We start from the raw sequence: 16,201 nt of genomic DNA on the forward strand, positions 1-16,201 counted from the left end.
ACCGCGCGGCACCATCGAGACCGAAGCAGCACGCCGCCTCGCCGACGACCTCAACAACCAGTAGTCACCAGCTAACCCAACACTTTCTCAGGCGTAGAACTTCAGCAGCTCCGGCACCAGCGCCTCGGCGGACACCTCGTGGGTCTGGTCGGCCAGCGTCCGGTACTCCGCGCCCGGCACGGCACCGGCCACCGCGCGGCTGGGGGCCCGCAGCAGCTCGGGGCTGGCGCCGCCGTCCAGGACCAGGGTGGGCACGGCGACGGTGGCCAGCAGCTCGGTCGGCACCGTCCCGCCGGTCCGCCCGCCGAGCGCCGCCGCGTCGTACGCCAGGGTCGGCGCGACCGCCTCGAACACCGGCCAGACCGGGGCGGAGCGCATCCCCTCCACCATCTCGCCGGGCATCCCGACGAAGGTCATGAAGGCCGCCACGGCGTCCCCGCGCCGCCCCTCGGCGATCGCCGTCTCCAGCTCGGTGACGTACCCGACGAACAGCTCGCTGCGCTCCGCCCCGGTGCTGAACGGCGGCTCGTAGACGGCGAGTCGGGTCATCCCGACGCCCGCGGCGGCGGCCCGCAGCGCGAGCGCGGCGCCCGAGGAGATGGCGAACACGGCGGCCGAACCGCCGGCCGCCGCGATGACGGCGGCCAGGTCCTCGATCTCGCGCTCCACGGCGAACGGCGCGGTGTCCCCGCTGCCGCCGCGGCCGCGGCGGTCGTAGGCCCACACGGTGTGGTGGGCGGAGAGCTGTTCGGCGACCGCGACGCCCGGGTCGAAGCCGCGGTGGCCGATCGCCCCGTCCACCAGGACGACGGCCGGGCCGGAGCCGGTGACGGTGCAGGCGAGGGTGGTGCCGTCGGCGGAGACCACGGTGCTCATGGGGGCTTCCTTCTGTCTTCTGTCGCGTACTTCTGTCGCGTGCGAGTCGGTCATGGGGGTAGACCGGGGCGCGCCGCAGAACTCATCGCTCCGGCCGGAAGATTTTTTCGAGGAGCTCTTCGAGCACTTCCGGGGCGGGGTGACGGGCCGTTCTCCGGACATATGTTTCACGGGTAAATTACCTGCTAATCTTTTTTCATGGCCACAACCGCCCAGTTCCGGCACGCCCTCCGGGTCGGCCCGCCCGGGGACAGCTGGCACAAGCCCGCGCTCAGCGCCGTGCTGACCCTCGGCACCCTCAACCTCACCCTGCTCGCCCTCGGCCGACTCGACCTCGCCCTCTACACCTCGGCCGGCGGACTCGGCGCGCTGTACGGACACGGCCTGCCCTACCGGGCCCGGGCGCGCACCCTGGCCGGCGTCCTGCTCGGCACCGTGCTCAGCACGGCCGCCGCCCTCACCGCCGCCGCGCTGACCCGCGACGCCGTGGTGCTGGTCGCGGTGGCGGCCGGGCTCGCCGCCCTGCACAGGCTCGGCTGCGACGCCGCCCGGGTCGGCCCGCCCGGCAGCCTGATCATCACCTTCACCACCGCCAGCTGCGCCTTCGTCCCGCAACGCCCCGCCGACCTCCCGCCGCACCTGGCGCTCACCGTGCTCGGCGCGGCCCTGGCCTGGCTGGTCTGCATGGCCCCCGCGCTGCTGCGCCCGTACGGGCCCGAGCGGATCGCCACCGCCCGCGCGCTGGAGGCCGCCGCCCGACTGGCACGCACCGGGCCGGACGGCTCCGACGCGGCCGCGCGCACCGCCCTGGTCGGCGCGGTCGACGCGGCCCGGCAGAGCCTCGCACTGTCCTCCCCGGCCCGCCGACGCGCCCTCGGCGACGCACCCGAGCGGCTGCTCGTCCACGCCGAGGCCGCGCTGGCCGCGCCGACCACCCGGGGCCCGGACCCGGCGGCCGAGGCGGCCCCGGCCGCAGCCCCGGCCGCCGCCGAGCGGTACGCCGGCTGGGCCCGCGACCTGCGCCGGGGCCGCCCGCTGCCGCTGCTCGACCTCACCGGGGCGGAGGCCGCCGAACTGCGCGCCCACCGCCCCGAACCCCGGCCGTCCCTGCGCCGGGCGCTGCGGCCCGGCTCGGCACTGCTGCCGATCGTCCTGCGGGTCGCGGTCGGCTGCGCCGCCGCCGGCTGGCTCTCGCTGGCCCTCGGCGTCGGCCGGCCGTACTGGGCGGTGGTCACCGCGGCCTCGGTGTTCCAGGCCAACAGCACCCTCTCCTGGCAGCGCGCGCTGCAACGGGTGCTCGGCAACCTGATCGGGCTGGCGCTGTTCACCGCCGCGCTGCCGGTCGCCCACTCCGGCCCGGTGGCGCTGATCGCGCTGGGACTGCTGTGCCAGTTCGGCGCCGAGGCGACGATCGCCCGCAGCTACTGGCTGGCCACCGTCTTCGTCACCCCGATGGCGCTGATGATGACCGAGTTCGCCGGCCGGCAGCCCGCCGCGACCCTGGTCGCCGACCGCTGGCTGGACACCTGCGTGGGTGCGCTCACCGGCCTCGCCGCCTGCCTGCTGGTCACCAACCGCCGCACCGCCACCCGGCTGTCCCACGCCCTGGCCGGGGCCGAGACCGCTGCCCGACAGGCCCGCGCCGCCGTCGCCGCGGCCGAGGCCTCCGGTGTCGAGGCGGCCGGTGTCGAGGCGGCCGCCGCCCGGACCGGCCTGGCCGCCGCCCTGCTGGAGCTGCGCGAGGCCGCCGCCACCGCCACCGGCGAGTGGCGTCGCCCCGCCCTCCCGCACCAGCGCGCCGCCGACACCGAGCAGCACGCCCACCACCTGCTGGCGACCCTGCTGGAGCGGCGCGGCGCCGGAGCACGCGCCGTCTAGGATCGACGGACGGTCGGGCCCTGCCGGTCGGCCCGTCGGCCGGCCCGGTGGTCGGCCGGACCATCGGTCGGACTGTCGGTCGCGGAACGGGAGCAGCACACGTGGAGGACGTCGTCGCAGGTGTGCTGCGCCAGTGGGAACGTGCCTACCCGGGCCTGGACACCGGCCCGATCGCCGTCCTCGGCCGGATCAACCGCTGCGCCGCCCTCCTCCAGCAGACCCCCGACCCGCTCACCCGGGCCGGCCTGACCCGCGCCGAGTTCGACATCCTCGGCGCCCTGCGCCGGGTCGACCGCGAGCTGACCCCCACTCAACTCGCCCGAGAGAGCTTCGCCTCCGGCGCCGCCGTGACCAAGCGCCTGCGCCTGCTGGAAGAGCGCGCCCTGGTCAGCCGCCGCACCGACGAGCGCGACCGCCGGGTCGCCCACCTCTCCCTCACCGATGCCGGACGGGAGCTGGTCGACGGCCTCATCCAGGAACTGGTCGCCTACGACCGCGCCCTCCTGGCCGGGCTCACCCCCGACGAGCAGACCCACCTCGCCGACGCCCTGGCCGGCCTCCTCAACACCCTGGAAGGCACCATCGGCCGTCACCCGCGGTGACCGCCCCCGTCCGGACCGCCCCCGCGGACGCGACGGCCGCCCCGGGAGGCGCTTCTTCCCTCCTTGATCAGCCCCAAGCGGTCCGCCGCTCGGCGTAGCCTTCGTGCATGGCAGAGAGCAAGGTCCGTAAGGCGGCGTCGAAGCCGACGGCGAAGCAGCCGGCCGTGAAGCCGTCGACGGTGAAGCCGACGGTGAAGCAGCCGGCCGTGAAGCCGAGGAAGCCGGAGTCGCACCTGGCGATGGTGCGGCGGGCCCGGCGGATCAACCGTGAGCTGGCGGAGCTGTACCCGTACGCGCACCCGGAGCTGGACTTCGAGAACCCGTTCCAGCTGCTGGTGGCCACCGTGCTGTCGGCGCAGACCACCGACCTGCGGGTGAACCAGACCACCCCGGCCCTGTTCGCGAAGTACCCGACGCCGGAGGACATAGCGATGGCCGTGCCGGAGGAACTGGAGGAGATCATCCGGCCGACGGGGTTCTTCCGGAACAAGGCGAAGTCGCTGATCGGCCTGTCCATCTAGCTCCGGGACGACTTCGGCGGTGAGGTGCCGAAGACTCTGGAGGAGATGGTTACCCTGCCTGGCGTGGGCCGTAAGACGGCCAACGTCGTCCTTGGAAACGCTCGTGATCCTAAAACGGGAGAACCCTTCGGTGCGGCTGGAATGACGCCCCGTACGTTGATCGCGGCGTAGCACACTTCCTCGGCCACTCGGACCCACCTGAGCGCCGCTGCGGAAGACGTGACTCGTCTCACGCACCCAGGCTGAAACTGCGTCAGTCCGATCTGTCGTCTCCCTCCTGGCACCATTCGACATACGGACGGTTTGGGGGTGTTCGCCGTGGCGGGTGACGATGTGAAGGCGGGCGGGCCGGAGTTCAAGGTCCGGCCGGGGGAGCTGAAGGACGCCGCGCCGACCTTCGAGACCCAGGGCAAAGCCTTGAAGGAAGCGGTCGACAAGCTCCGGAAGACCCTGGCGGACGCCGGCAGCCCGTGGGGCGACGACAAGCAGGGCCACGAGTTCTCCCAGGCGTACAAGGACCCGCACGACAACGTGCTGAAGGCACTCGACGTGCTGGTCAAGGGCCTGGGCAGCATCCACGACGGCCTGGTCGCCCACGCGGACAACCACACCGACACGGACAACTACGCCCGCAAGAACCTGACGCCGTGAGCAAGTCCTCCGTCGCCAAGGCCGTCCAGAAGGTTACCGGCATGTGGTGGCCGGACGCCGACCCCGGAAAGCTGCGCAGGGTCGCCGACGCCTGGGACGCGATGGCCACCGCCCTCGACAACGTCACCGTGCCGACCAACAAGGCCGCCGCCGCCATCGTCGCCAACAACCACGGCCCGGCGATCGACGCCTTCGGCAAGTTCTGGGGCCGCTACTACGGCGGCAAGGACAAGGGCTGGCTCCCCGAGACGGCCGCTGCCTGCCGCGCCCTCGCCAAGGCGCTGCGCGACTTCGCCCACGAGGTGGACAAGGCCATCGACAAGCTGGAGGAGGAGGCGGCTCTCGTCGCGGGAACGCTCCTCGCCGGCACGGCCCTCGCCATCGTCACCGTCGGCATCTCCGAGGGCGCCGCCCTCGCCGCCTCCGCGGCCATCGTCGCCACAGCAGCGTCGGTGGGCATCACGGTCTCCGAGACCATCGCGCTGATCGCGGCCACCGTCCTGGTCGGCGCCGCCTTCGGCGCCGTCGAGGCCATCACCGTCGACCTCGCCGTCGCCCAGCCCATCCGCGTCGAACTCTTCGGCGACGGCGGCTACAGCCTCGACGAGGCCGTGGAGGCCGGCAAGTCCGGCGAGATCATGGGCGCCGCCGGCGGTGGCCTCGGAGCCGGCGGCCGCGCCCTCGTCAAAGCCGCCGCCGGCGCCGAAGCCGCCCCCCTCGCCCTCACGGGCCTCGCCAAGGCCGCCACCGCCGCCGAGTCCCTCCCCGGCCGCATGGCGGTCGGTGCCGGTCTCACCTACGCCTACGACTCCACCTTCCAGACCGGCCCGGTCATGCCCCTCGACCTCATCACCGGCGCCGTCGGCGCCAGTGCCGCGCCTAGGGGAAAGGCGGGGCGGAGTTTGAGCCAAGCAGGAGAGGGCCAGGAATACCTGCTCAGGACGGGCGGGTCGGATTATATTGACCCGCCCGAATCTGAAAAGACCCGGCAGGCGTACGAGAAGATTCGCCAGACCGCTGGCGACACGGAACGGATCGCCGCGAACACTGGATTCGATGTGGACGTCCTCAATAGGATTAAGAATCACATTTTCGAGAGAGTCCATGCTCGTGTGCCCGTGCCGCCAGAAGGGGCTCCGGCAACCGGCAGGTTTGCACCCATGGACCATATTGCCGAAATGTGGCAAAAGGCAGAGGCGGGCACGCTCACTCCGGAAGAATCCACAAAATTCTTCCGGTGGGCCTGCCATGAAGGTGTCGAGAGTATACTTATGGCGCCCCCTCACAATCTTCCATACAGGCAAGGGTACTGGGAAGACGGCACCCACTGGCCAGTCCGGGATGACTGGGGCGCGCATGAGGTGGCGCCGCACGAACACCGCCAGGACGCCTTCTCTGCCTGGGAAAAGCTAGGTCTTGAAAGGCCCGGTTTCCCGATAGCCGAAGATCTGTCCAATCTTGACGAAATTGCCGCACTGATTCTCGCGCAGAGGAAGACGCCATGAAGGATACGCACGCCCTGGCCGACCGGCTGGCGAACGTCGACTGGGACCCCGTGGAGACGGACCCCCGGCTACGCATCTCGCTCATGAAGGAGTTCCTCCGGCGTTCGGCGTTGTGGGCCCACCAGTTGGGCTCGGACACATGGCCCTTCTTCGACGTGGCCGCTCTGATCGACCCGTCCGTACGCGCCGATCACAAACTGGTCGAACTGGTCTCGAAGAGCTGCGCGCTGCAAAGTGCCGCCGTCCAGCAGAGCTGCATGGGTGCATTGCACTTTGCCGCCCTCCAGGAATCCGGCCGGGCCACGCCCCGACTGCCGGACCCCTATGAGCCCATCGTCTTCCTCTTCGAGAACGGCGGCGGCTTCACCCTAGACGGAACCGGAATGATCGACGTCGATGTCGCCGTGAGCATGAGCCGAGGCAAGCTGTCGGACTGGCTGGAACGCTCAGCACCGGTGTCGTGACATGCGCGACGGGTTGTCGTCACAGTGGGACGAGGCCGTTCCTGGGACGGTGCCCGGCGGCACCCCGGTCGGCGTCGGCTACGCCGGGCCCGCTGCGCTCCTTGCCCGGCAGACCGACCGCAAGGTGCATGAAGCCGTGTGGGAATGCGCCACAACCGGCGGATCGTCCGGCGTAGCCTTCGTCCATGGCAGAGAGCAAGGTCCGGAAGGCGGCGGCGCCGAAGCCGGCCGTGAAGAAGGCGGCGGTGAAGCCGAGGAAGCCGGAGTCGCACCTGGCGATGGTGCGGCGGGCCCGGCGGATCAACCGTGAGCTGGCGGAGCTGTACCCGTACGCGCACCCGGAGCTGGACTTCGAGAACCCGTTCCAGCTGCTGGTGGCCACCGTGCTGTCGGCGCAGACCACCGACCTGCGGGTGAACCAGACCACCCCGGCCCTGTTCGCGAAGTACCCGACGCCGGAGGACATGGCGGCGGCGAACCCGGAGGAGCTGGAGGAGATCATCCGGCCGACCGGCTTCTTCCGGAACAAGGCGAAGTCGCTGATCGGTCTGTCCACGGCACTGCGCGACGAGTTCGGCGGCGAGGTGCCCGGTCGGCTGGCCGATCTGGTGACGCTGCCCGGGGTCGGCCGCAAGACCGCGAACGTGGTGCTGGGCAACGTCTTCGGGGTCCCCGGCATCACCGTGGACACCCACTTCGGGCGGCTGGCCCGGCGGTTCGGCTGGACCACCGAGGAGGACCCGGTGAAGGTCGAGCTGGCCGTCGCCGAGATCTTCCCGAAGTCGGAGTGGACGATGCTCTCGCACCGGGTGGTCTTCCACGGCCGCCGGATCTGCCACTCCCAGAAGCCGGCTTGCGGCGCCTGCCCGATCGCGCCGCTCTGCCCCGCGTACGGCGAGGGCGAGCTGGACCTGGAGAAGGCCCGCAAGCTGCTCAAGTACGAGATGGGCGGCCGGCCCGGCCAGCGGCTGAGGCCGCCGTCGGACTTCCCCGGCGAGGCCGCCGCCCGGGCCGACGCGGCCGCTCACCAGGGGAAGGTCGCGGACCTGGGGGCGGAGGCGTGATCGGGGCCGGAGGGGTGATCGGCGGCGCGGTCGAGCGGAACGACCTGCCGGGCTGGCTGGAGCCGGTCCGGGACGCGGCCGAGCGGGTGCTGCCGGAGCAGCTGAGCCGCTTCCTGCCGCCGCGCGAGGGCGGTCGGCCGGCGGCCGTGCTGATGCTGTTCGGCGAGGGCCCGGACGGGCCGGACCTGCTGCTGATCGAGCGGGCCCGCTCGCTGCGCTCGCACGCCGGTCAGCCGTCCTTCCCGGGTGGCGCGCTGGACCCGGAGGACGGCGACCCGGACGGTCCCGGCCCGGTCGCGGCGGCGCTGCGCGAGGCCTGGGAGGAGACCGGCCTGGATCCGGCCGGGGTGCAGGTCTTCGCCGCGCTGCCCCGGCTGTACATCCCGGTGAGCGACTTCGTGGTGACCCCGGTGCTGGGCTGGTGGCGCGAGGAGTCGCCGGTGCGTCCGGTGGACCGGGGCGAGACCGGCGCGGTGTTCCGGGTGACCATCGCGGATCTGGCCGACCCGGCGAACCGGGTCCGGCTGCGGCACCCGTCCGGGCACGTCGGCCCGGCCTTCGCGGTCGCCGGGCGGCTGGTCTGGGGGTTCACCGCCGGGGTGATCGACCGGGTGCTGCACCACAGCGGGCTGGAGCTGCCCTGGGACCCGTCCCGGATCGTCGACCTCTCGGACGACGCGCTCGCGCTCGTCCAGGGCGACCTCGAACACTCCCGGGCCCTGCCGGGCGGCGACGCCGAGGGCTCGTGACGGTCCGTCGGCGCGGCACGGTCGCGAAGCGTGGGAGGGTGTCGGAGTGAACGTGCTGGATGTGCTGCTGGTCCTCGCCGCCGTCGGATTCGCCATCTCGGGCTACCGGCAGGGCTTCGTGGTGGGCGTCCTGTCGCTCGTCGGCTTCCTCGGCGGCGGCCTGTTGGCCGTCCAGCTGCTGCCGCTGCTGCTCGACCACCTCAGCCCCGGCACCACCGCCTCGGTGGTGGCCGTCGTGGTGGTGATCGTCTGCGCCGCGATCGGCCAGGCGGTCACCGCGCACTACGGCTGGAAGCTGCGCGGCCACATCGACCGCCGACCGGCCCGGGTGCTGGACGCCTCCGGCGGCGCGGTGGTCAACGTGATCTCGATGCTGCTGGTGGCCTGGCTGATCGGCTCCGCGCTGGCCGGGACGTCACTGCCGACGGTCTCCAAGCAGGTCCGCTCCTCGGCGATCCTCGGCGGCGTCCAGAACGCGCTGCCCGGCGACGCGCCGAACTGGTTCTCCGACTTCTCCAAGGTGCTCGCTCGCAACGGCTTCCCGCAGGTCTTCAACCCCTTCGAGCACGAGCCGATCACCCAGGTCGACACCCCCGACCCGGCACTGGCCAACAGCCCGGCGGTGACCAGGGCCCGGCAGAGCCTGGTGAAGGTGGTCGGCACCGCCACCTCCTGCGGCAAGACCCTGGAGGGCAGCGGCTTCGTCTTCGCCCCGCACCGGGTGATGACCAACGCCCACGTGGTCGGCGGCGTCGACGAGCCGACCGTGCAGATCGGCGGGGTCGGCCAGCTGTACGACGCCACCGTCGTCCGCTACGACTGGCAGCGCGACATCGCCGTCCTGGACGTGCCCAAGCTGAACGCGCCCGCGCTGACCTTCGCGGGCGAGGCCAAGACCAACGACAGCGCGATCGTCGCGGGCTTCCCCGAGAACGGTGCCTTCAACGTCCAGCCCGCCCGCATCCGCGGCCGGATCCAGGCCAACGGCCCGGACATCTACCACCGCGGCCAGGTGGTGCGCGACGTCTACTCGGTGCGCTCGCTGGTCCGCCAGGGAAACAGCGGGGGCCCGCTGCTCACCCCGGACGGACAGGTGTACGGCGTGGTGTTCGCCAAGTCCCTGGACAGTGCCGACACCGGGTATGTGCTGACCTCGGCGGAGGTGCGCGAGGACGCGACGGCGGGCAGCACCGCGAGCGGCAGGGTGGACACCCAGGGCTGCGCGCTCTGACACCCCGGCCGGACCGGCCCCGTCGGCGCCGGACCCGACGGCACCCGACCCGACGGCGTCTGACCGGCGGGGCCGACGCCCCGACGCCCCGGCGGCGCTGACGGTGCGATATCCGTCGTGTCGTCAGTCCGCCCTGATAGCCTCGGCGCGCTCACCCGTTCGGCTCAACCGGGTTGCCGTCCCGGAGTGAGTTCAACGGGAGGTCGTGGTAGTCCGATGATGGGTCATTCGCACGCGGTGAGCGGGGCGATGCTGTACGCCGCCTCCGCCCCGTTCCTGCCCCCGCTGCTGCTGCACACCACGCTGCAGCCGGCGGACATACTGATGGGCACCGTGCTGTGTGCGGGCGCGGCGCTGCTGCCGGACCTCGACCACCACGACGGTTCGATCGCCAACTTCCTCGGCCCGATCTCGAAGGCGCTCTGCCGCTTCGTGGCCTGGGCCTCCGGCGGGCACCGGCACGCCACCCACTCGCTGCTGTTCGTCGCGCTGATGGGCGGCGGCACCTGGGCCGGCGTCACCTTCCTGGGCCGCTACTTCACCCTCTCGGTGACGTTCTTCCTGCTGGCACTGGCGGTGAAGGCACTGCGGCTCTGCCCGCCGAGCAACGGCCCGGAGGCGTGGATCACCGTCATCGGCCTGGCCGCGCTCGGCACCTTCGGGATGAACACCTGGATGCCCAACGCGCCCGGCTGGCTGCCGTACGCGGTCGGACTGGGCACGCTGGCGCACCTGTTGGGCGACTGCCTGACCAAGAAGGGCGCGCCGCTGCTGTGGCCGCACAAGGAGCGCTACGAGATCGTGCTGATCAAGCGCAGCGGCAACAACGTCGAGACCAAGGTGCTGGTGCCGATCATGTCGGTGGCGACCTTCGTCCTGCTCTGGTTCACCGCGCTGTCGCCGGCGATGGTGAACTGACCGGCGATCGTGAACCGACCGCGTTCCGTCGCGGGCGGCCCTGATGAAGCGGCGCGAGGCCTCAGGTCTCGCGCCGCAGTCGCGCGCCGACCCACCGGGCGCGCCGACCGAGGATGCGCGGGATGCCCATCTGCCGTTGTGCTCCGCGCTGCCGGAGGTCGCGGCCGTCGAAGCCGAGGTCCTCCGCCCAGTCCGGGCGGTGTGCGGAGCGTTGGGGACTGTTGTGGCGTCGGCCGCGCGGGGCGTCGCCGCGATCGGGCATCCAGGTCATACCGGAAGGGATGCCCCTGGGCCGGTGGGAGTAACCGTACGGGTTCGCCGAAACTGGCCCATGCGGTTGTCATATGAGCACAACATAAAGGGAGTTGGGCCGTTGGGCCCGCCCCGGAGGGCCCTTCGCCGGGCCCTTCGGCCGTCACTCCTTGTGGCGGCCGACCCAGTCCAGCAGCTCGGCGGTGAACTCCTCCGGCGCCTCCTCGTGCGGGAAGTGCCCGACCCCCGGCAGCAGCCGCCAGCGGTACGGCGCCGCCACGTACTCGCCGCCGCCGAGCGCGGTGTGCGACAGCAGTACCGGGTCCGAGGCGCCCTGGACGTGCAGGGTCGGCGCGGTGATCGGCTTCTTCATCCGGCGGGCGAACTGGATGCCGTCCGGGCGTGCCATCGAGCGCAGCAGCCAGCGGTACGGCTCGATCGAGCAGTGCGCGGTGCTGGGGATCTGGATCGCCTGCCGGTACGCGTGCACCGCCGCCTCGTCCAGCTTCTTCGGCCCGGTCCACTCGTCCAGGTAGCGGCCGACCAGCGCCGCGTCGTCGGCGACCAGGCGGCGCTCCGGTATCCACGGCCGCTGGAAGCCCAGCACGTGGTCGAAGGCGGCCATCTGCTTGCGGTCCGTCAGCAGTGCCCGGCGCAGGTCCCGGGGGTGGGCCGCGGAGACCACGGTGAGGCTCTGGATCACCGACGGGCGCATCACCGCGGCCACCCAGGCCAGGGTGCCGCCGGAGGCGTGCCCGACCAGGTGCGCCTGGCGCTCGCCGAGCGAGCGGATCACACCGGTGATGTCCAGGGCGAGGTTGCCCGGGTCGTAACCGCGCGGGGTGCGGTCGCTGCCGCCGATGCCCCGCAGGTCGAGCGCCACCGCGCGGTAGCCGGCCTCGGCGAGCGCGGTCAGCTGGTGGCGCCACGCCCACCAGTACTCGGGCCAGCCGTGCACCAGCAGCACCAGCGGGCCGGAGCCCAGCTCGGTGATGTGGAAGCGGGCGCCGTTGGCGGCGAGGTCGCGGTGCGTCCAGGGGCCGGACTGCCGGATGCTCCACGCCTCGGCCACGCCCTCGCCCCCGTCCGTGTCCTCGTTGCCTTCGCCCGCTCCGCCGCTCCGCCCGCCGGTGACGCCTTCGCCGTCGGCCCGGCCGAGCCCGGGGACCGTGTCGGCGGCCTCCGGTCCGGCGTCCGGTCCGGTCTCGGGTCCGGATCCCCGTTCGGGGGACAGCTCGGGGCCGGAGTCGGGGCCGGGATCGGCGGACGGCTGCGCGGTCACGGGCTTCTGGTCGAGCGGCATACCGAGAGCGTGTCACATCCGCGCGCCGGACACGTGCCCGGCACTCGCTGTCGGCGGGTCCCGAGGCCCTCCCGTGGTTACGGGATGCGGCCCAGGCCCCGGTCGATCTCCTCCTGGGTGGCCGGACGCGGCCGGGCGTTCTTCAGCACCTCGGCGGTCTTCTGGGCACCCTCGATGGCGCGGTGCGGCGGCTCGATCTTCTTGAACGAGCGGTAGGCCAGCACCCCGAGCAGGACCGCGAGCAGCAGGTAGGCGCCCGCCACGATGAGGAAGGACCAGCCGAGCGAGAGGCCCAGCGCGTGGATGCCGAAGGCCGCCGCGGCGCTCAGCATCGGCACGGCGAACAGCGCCACCGTGGCGGCGACCAGGATCGAGACCCCGCCGGAGACGCCGCGCTTGACGTCCTTGCGGATCTCGGCCTTGGCGAGGGCGATCTCGTCGTGGACGAGCGCGCTCAGGTCGGCGGTGGCCGCCGCGAACAGCTGCCCCACCGAACGCTCGCCCTCGTAGGGCGCCCGGCCGTTGCTGGACGGGTCTGCGGCTCCTGCGGGCATCAGCTGTTCTCCTCTGCGGCTGTTGCGGCGTGACGCCGTCGCGGTGTGCGGTTTCCGGGGCCGGTGGGGGGTCCGGAGGCGTCAGTGGTTTGTCGACAGCTCAGAATCATGCCCCTACCGGTCAGTCGGACACCACTCCGGGGCCCCGCCGGAGGGACGTGTCCTGGCTTCGGAAGGCCGACCGGAGCCTCCCTGGAGGGTTTCGGCGCCGGGCCGGCGGTCCGTTCGGTGATCGGTTCGGTGGGCGGTTCAGCGGTCGGTTCCGGGCCGTCCGTCGGGCAGCCCTCGGACGGTGCCGGTGCCGGTGCCGGTGCCGGTGCCGGTGTCGGCGGCGTCGGTGGTCCCGGCAGCGTCGGCGCTCCGGGCCTGCCAGGCCGGGTCGTCCTGCTGGTAGACGTCCGGGATGCCGTCGCCGTCCTCGTCCCGGTCCTCCTCCTCGCAGAGCGCGCGGTAGTGCCGGTTGCGCAGCTTGAGCAGCACGGTGGCGATCAGCGCGCAGAGCAGTGAGCCGACCAGGACGGCCGTCTTGGAGCGGTCGGCGAGCGTCAGGTCGTCCCGGAAGGCCAGCTCGCTGATCAGCAGCGAGACGGTGAAGCCGATTCCGGCGAGCACCGAGACGGCGAACAGGTCGGCCCACTTGAGCTGGGGGTTCAGTTCGGCCCGGGTGAACCGGGCGGCCAGCCAGGTGCCGCCGAATATGCCCACCGTCTTGCCGACCAGCAGGCCGATCACGATGCCGAGCGGGGTGGCCTGGGTGAACACCTCGCGCAGCGCCGGGCCGGAGATCGTCACCCCGGCCGCGAACAGTGCGAACACCGGGACGGCCAGCCCGGCCGAGAGCGGGCGGACCAGGTGCTCGATGTGCTCGCCGGGGGAGTGCTTCTCGTCGCCCTCCCGGTGGCAGCGCAGCATCAGGCCCATCGCGACGCCCGCGACCGTGGCGTGGATGCCGCTCTCGTGCATCAGCGCCCAGACCACGAGGGCCAGCGGGACGAACAGGTACCAGCCCTTCACCCCGCGCCGGTGCAGGAACCAGAACAGCACCAGGCCGGCGAAGGCCAGGCCGAGCGCCCAGAACTTGATCCCGGAGCTGTAGAAGATCGCGATGATCAGGATCGCGATCAGGTCGTCGACCACGGCCAGGGTCAGCAGGAAGGCGCGCAGGGCCGAGGGCAGGTGGCTGCCGACCACGGCCAGCACGCCGAGGGCGAAGGCGATGTCGGTGGCGGTCGGGATGGCCCAGCCGCCGGGGTGGCCGCCGCTGCCGGAGTTGATCAGGGCGAACAGGATCGCGGGCAGGGCGACGCCGCAGATGGCGGCGATCACCGGGAGCGCGGCCGCGCTCGGAGTGCGTAGCTCGCCCGCGACGAACTCGCGCTTGAGCTCGATGCCGGCCACGAAGAAGAAGATCGTCAGCAGGCCGTCCTTGGCCCAGTTGGCCAGGGTGAGGTCGAGGTGCAGCGGGGCGGACGGGCCGATCTTGTAGTCGAGCAGGCTCTCGTACCCGTGCGGCCACACATTGGCCCAGATCAGCGCGACCACGGCGGCGGCCAGCAGCAGCATGCCGCCGACCGTCTCGGTGCGCAGGGCGTCGGTGACGAAGGTGCGCTCGGGCAGTGACAGCCGGCCGAGGAACTGCCGGCGGCGGGTCGTCGGCTCGTGGACGGGCGGCTGGTCGGTCACGAGGGACCTCCTGGGGCTGGGAGCGGCAACGGATGCACGGGTGGTGCAGTTGCCGACCAGACTTCCCGGCGCGCCCTGTGACGCCCGCGACTCCTGCTCAAGGATCTTGATGCGTCCTTAACAGTCTAGCGGGACGTTCGGGTGACATCCGGACTGTCCTTATAAAGGATTTAAGCCCTGTGGGCCGGTTCTGCACTCCCGAGGAGCAGCGGACCGGCACCCGAACGGCTCAGGCCGAGTGCAGTCGGGTGAACGGCTCCCTAAGGTCGGTTCCAGGCGCTCGCCCGTTCCGGGCCGGTGCGCACCCCTTCCCGCTCCACCCTTTCCGCTGTTCCAGCTGGAGGCACGACCATGCCCGGTGGCGGCACCACCATGCCCCAACCGCCCCTCTTACCCGGCGAACCCGCCGCCCCGAACGGTCCGGGGCGCTACGCGGACGGTCCCCCGGACCCTCCGCCCGACGGTCCCGTGGACCCCCACCCCGACATCCCGGCCGACCTCGGACGACTGCTCCGCCCGCTGTTCCGCACCGCCGGCCCGGACGGCGGCGTCGCCGTCGCCGTGATCCGCGGCGACGAGCGGGCGGTCGCCTGCCGGGGACGGTTCGACCGCTCCGGCGAACGTCCGGTCCGCGCCGACACCCGGTTCGAGCTCGGTTCGGTGACCAAGACCTTCACCGGGCTGCTGCTCGCCGAGATGGCCGCCCGCGGCGAGGTCCGGTACGACGACCCGATCGACCGCTACCTCCCCGCGAACGCCGTCCCCGGCTACCCGCACGAGCGGCCGATCACCCTGCTCCACCTGGCCACCCACACCTCCGGCCTGCCCCGACTGCCGGTCGGCGTGCTGCCGGCGGTGGCCCCCCGGTGGTTCACCCGGCCGTACGCCACGTTCGGCCCGGCGCACCTGCTCAGGGCGCTGCCGCGGACCCCCGTCCGGGGGACCCCGGGCACGCAGGTGCGCTACTCCAACCTCGGCTGCGGACTGCTCGGACTGCTGCTGGCCAATGCGGCCGGGCAGCGCTACGACGACCTGCTGGCCGCCCGGGTCTGCGGGCCGCTCGGCCTGGTGGACACCTCCTGCGGCCCCGGCCGGGAGGACGCCGGCGGGTACCGGCGCGGCCGCCGGGTGCCTTCGTTCCGGCTGCCCGCGCTGCCGGGCGCCTCGGCGCTGCGCTCCACCGCCGACGACATGCTCCGCTACCTGCAGGCGCACCTGTCGCTGGACGCCGTACCGCTGCCCGAGCGGGCCGACGAGGCGGCGCTGCGGACGGCCCTCGGTGAGGTCCGCCGACCCCGGGTGGGGCGGCGCCGGGGCGGCGGCCTCCGGCTCTGTCTGGGCTGGAACCAGCGGGTGCCGGTCGTGGCGGCCGGTGAGCTCGACGCGGTCGACGCGCTCGACGCGGTAGACGAGTTCGACGAGGTCCTCGGGCTGGGCGGCGCCGCCCAGGCCCGTGACGTGGGCGACCCGGGCCTGGACGCGGTCGCGGAGGCGGTCGCCGATGCGGTCGGTGCGGTGGGGGCCGGTCCGGGCGCGGGGTCGGAGGACCCGGGGGAGCTGGTGTTCCACGCCAGCTCGGCCCGTGGGTCCAGCGCCTTCGTCGGATTCAGTCCGCGGGCCCAGGTCGGGCTGGCGGTGCTGACCGGGGCCCGGTCGGGGGTGCGGATCGGGCGTGGCCGGGGCTTCGTCCAGACCGCGTACGAAGTCCTGCGCACCCTGGCCGCGCAGCGCGTGACGGCGGTGGGCGTGACGGCGGTGGGCGTAGCGGCGAGGGGTGGGGCGGCGAGAGGTGGGGCGGCCCCGGAGACGTGATCCCTCCAGGGGAACGACGACGGGGCCCGGGGGGGGGTGACCCCCCCGGGCCCCGGGCCCGGGCCGGCCCGGGGGGCCGCCGGGGGGGCCGGCGCGGCGGGGGTGGGGGGGGCGGTGGTGATATTTATGTAGACTAAA

General features: G+C 72.7%; 15 protein-coding genes and 1 pseudogene. 11 read left to right on the plus strand and 5 right to left on the minus strand.

Features of this window, described 5'->3' with window-relative positions:
* Window positions 1-87: 87 nt before the first annotated feature.
* Window positions 88-876: an alpha/beta fold hydrolase gene (locus tag ABTZ03_RS42970; RefSeq protein ID WP_350518719.1), complete on the minus strand. Its 789-nt coding sequence runs from the start codon at window positions 874-876 to the stop codon at window positions 88-90.
* 198 nt (window positions 877-1,074) lie between these two features.
* Between ABTZ03_RS42970 and ABTZ03_RS42975 the strand changes: the two genes are divergently transcribed.
* The 10 genes and pseudogenes from ABTZ03_RS42975 (at window position 1,075) to ABTZ03_RS43020 (ending at window position 10,459) form a co-directional block, all read left to right on the plus strand.
* Complete coding sequence (locus tag ABTZ03_RS42975; protein ID WP_350518720.1) at window positions 1,075-2,754, plus strand: FUSC family protein; 1,680 nt, start codon at window positions 1,075-1,077, stop codon at window positions 2,752-2,754.
* A 101-nt stretch (window positions 2,755-2,855) separates the two neighbouring features.
* Complete coding sequence (locus ABTZ03_RS42980; RefSeq protein WP_350518721.1) at window positions 2,856-3,356, plus strand: MarR family winged helix-turn-helix transcriptional regulator; 501 nt, start codon at window positions 2,856-2,858, stop codon at window positions 3,354-3,356.
* Between the two features lie 107 nt (window positions 3,357-3,463).
* A pseudogene (locus ABTZ03_RS42985) lies at window positions 3,464-4,033 on the plus strand (endonuclease III domain-containing protein); the annotation flags it as partial.
* A 162-nt stretch (window positions 4,034-4,195) separates the two neighbouring features.
* Complete coding sequence (locus ABTZ03_RS42990) at window positions 4,196-4,528, plus strand: WXG100 family type VII secretion target (RefSeq protein ID WP_350518722.1); 333 nt, start codon at window positions 4,196-4,198, stop codon at window positions 4,526-4,528.
* Window positions 4,525-6,033 carry a WXG100-like domain-containing protein gene (locus tag ABTZ03_RS42995; protein ID WP_350518723.1) on the plus strand — a complete coding sequence of 503 codons (1,509 nt, stop codon included), beginning with the start codon at window positions 4,525-4,527 and terminating at the stop codon, window positions 6,031-6,033. The genes ABTZ03_RS42990 and ABTZ03_RS42995 overlap by 4 nt, the downstream gene beginning before the upstream one ends.
* Window positions 6,030-6,497, plus strand: a complete 468-nt coding sequence (locus ABTZ03_RS43000) for a hypothetical protein (RefSeq protein ID WP_350518724.1) — start codon at window positions 6,030-6,032, stop codon at window positions 6,495-6,497. Before ABTZ03_RS42995 ends, ABTZ03_RS43000 begins: the two co-directional genes overlap by 4 nt.
* Window positions 6,498-6,682: 185 nt before the next feature.
* Complete coding sequence (gene nth, locus ABTZ03_RS43005) at window positions 6,683-7,561, plus strand: endonuclease III (protein WP_350518725.1); 879 nt, start codon at window positions 6,683-6,685, stop codon at window positions 7,559-7,561.
* Window positions 7,558-8,310: an NUDIX hydrolase gene (locus ABTZ03_RS43010; RefSeq protein ID WP_350518726.1), complete on the plus strand. Its 753-nt coding sequence runs from the start codon at window positions 7,558-7,560 to the stop codon at window positions 8,308-8,310. The genes nth and ABTZ03_RS43010 overlap by 4 nt, the downstream gene beginning before the upstream one ends.
* A 46-nt stretch (window positions 8,311-8,356) precedes the next feature.
* Complete coding sequence (locus ABTZ03_RS43015) at window positions 8,357-9,541, plus strand: MarP family serine protease (protein WP_350518727.1); 1,185 nt, start codon at window positions 8,357-8,359, stop codon at window positions 9,539-9,541.
* 216 nt (window positions 9,542-9,757) lie between these two features.
* Window positions 9,758-10,459 (plus strand): metal-dependent hydrolase, encoded by a 702-nt coding sequence (locus tag ABTZ03_RS43020; RefSeq protein WP_350518728.1) that lies wholly within the window; start codon window positions 9,758-9,760, stop codon window positions 10,457-10,459.
* Between the two features lie 61 nt (window positions 10,460-10,520).
* Here the strand turns inward: ABTZ03_RS43020 and ABTZ03_RS43025 are convergent, their stop codons facing one another.
* The 4 genes from ABTZ03_RS43025 to nhaA all read right to left on the minus strand — a co-directional run bounded on the left by ABTZ03_RS43025 (window position 10,521) and on the right by nhaA (window position 14,251).
* The gene (locus ABTZ03_RS43025) at window positions 10,521-10,730 is read right to left on the minus strand and encodes a hypothetical protein (protein WP_350518729.1); all 210 of its coding nucleotides are present in this window, start codon (window positions 10,728-10,730) and stop codon (window positions 10,521-10,523) included.
* A 144-nt stretch (window positions 10,731-10,874) separates the two neighbouring features.
* Window positions 10,875-12,014: an alpha/beta fold hydrolase gene (locus ABTZ03_RS43030; RefSeq protein ID WP_350518730.1), complete on the minus strand. Its 1,140-nt coding sequence runs from the start codon at window positions 12,012-12,014 to the stop codon at window positions 10,875-10,877.
* 77 nt (window positions 12,015-12,091) lie between these two features.
* On the minus strand, window positions 12,092-12,568 hold the full coding sequence (locus tag ABTZ03_RS43035) for a phage holin family protein (RefSeq protein ID WP_350518731.1): 477 nt from the start codon (window positions 12,566-12,568) through the stop codon (window positions 12,092-12,094).
* 249 nt (window positions 12,569-12,817) lie between these two features.
* On the minus strand, window positions 12,818-14,251 hold the full coding sequence (gene nhaA / locus ABTZ03_RS43040; RefSeq protein ID WP_350518732.1) for a Na+/H+ antiporter NhaA: 1,434 nt from the start codon (window positions 14,249-14,251) through the stop codon (window positions 12,818-12,820).
* 468 nt (window positions 14,252-14,719) lie between these two features.
* Here nhaA and ABTZ03_RS43045 point away from each other — a divergent pair, with 468 nt between their 5' ends.
* Entirely contained in the window at window positions 14,720-16,063 is a 1,344-nt protein-coding gene (locus ABTZ03_RS43045) for a serine hydrolase domain-containing protein (protein ID WP_350518733.1), read from the plus strand.
* Window positions 16,064-16,201 lie beyond the last annotated feature (138 nt).

Source organism: Kitasatospora sp. NPDC096077 (genome assembly GCF_040303245.1).
In the GTDB taxonomy this organism is placed as follows: domain Bacteria; phylum Actinomycetota; class Actinomycetes; order Streptomycetales; family Streptomycetaceae; genus Kitasatospora.

Bases quoted from the DNA above. Each gene is read 5' to 3' on its own strand.
- ABTZ03_RS43030 (WP_350518730.1), bottom strand. From the start codon at position 12,014: ATGCCGCTCGACCAGAAGCCCGTGACCGCGCAGCCGTCCGCCGATCCC.
- nth (WP_350518725.1), top strand. From the start codon at position 6,683: ATGGCAGAGAGCAAGGTCCGGAAGGCGGCGGCGCCGAAGCCGGCCGTG.
- ABTZ03_RS43000 (WP_350518724.1), top strand. From the start codon at position 6,030: ATGAAGGATACGCACGCCCTGGCCGACCGGCTGGCGAACGTCGACTGG.
- ABTZ03_RS42970 (WP_350518719.1), bottom strand. From the start codon at position 876: ATGAGCACCGTGGTCTCCGCCGACGGCACCACCCTCGCCTGCACCGTC.
- ABTZ03_RS43025 (WP_350518729.1), bottom strand. From the start codon at position 10,730: ATGACCTGGATGCCCGATCGCGGCGACGCCCCGCGCGGCCGACGCCAC.
- ABTZ03_RS43020 (WP_350518728.1), top strand. From the start codon at position 9,758: ATGATGGGTCATTCGCACGCGGTGAGCGGGGCGATGCTGTACGCCGCC.
- ABTZ03_RS43035 (WP_350518731.1), bottom strand. From the start codon at position 12,568: ATGCCCGCAGGAGCCGCAGACCCGTCCAGCAACGGCCGGGCGCCCTAC.
- ABTZ03_RS42975 (WP_350518720.1), top strand. From the start codon at position 1,075: ATGGCCACAACCGCCCAGTTCCGGCACGCCCTCCGGGTCGGCCCGCCC.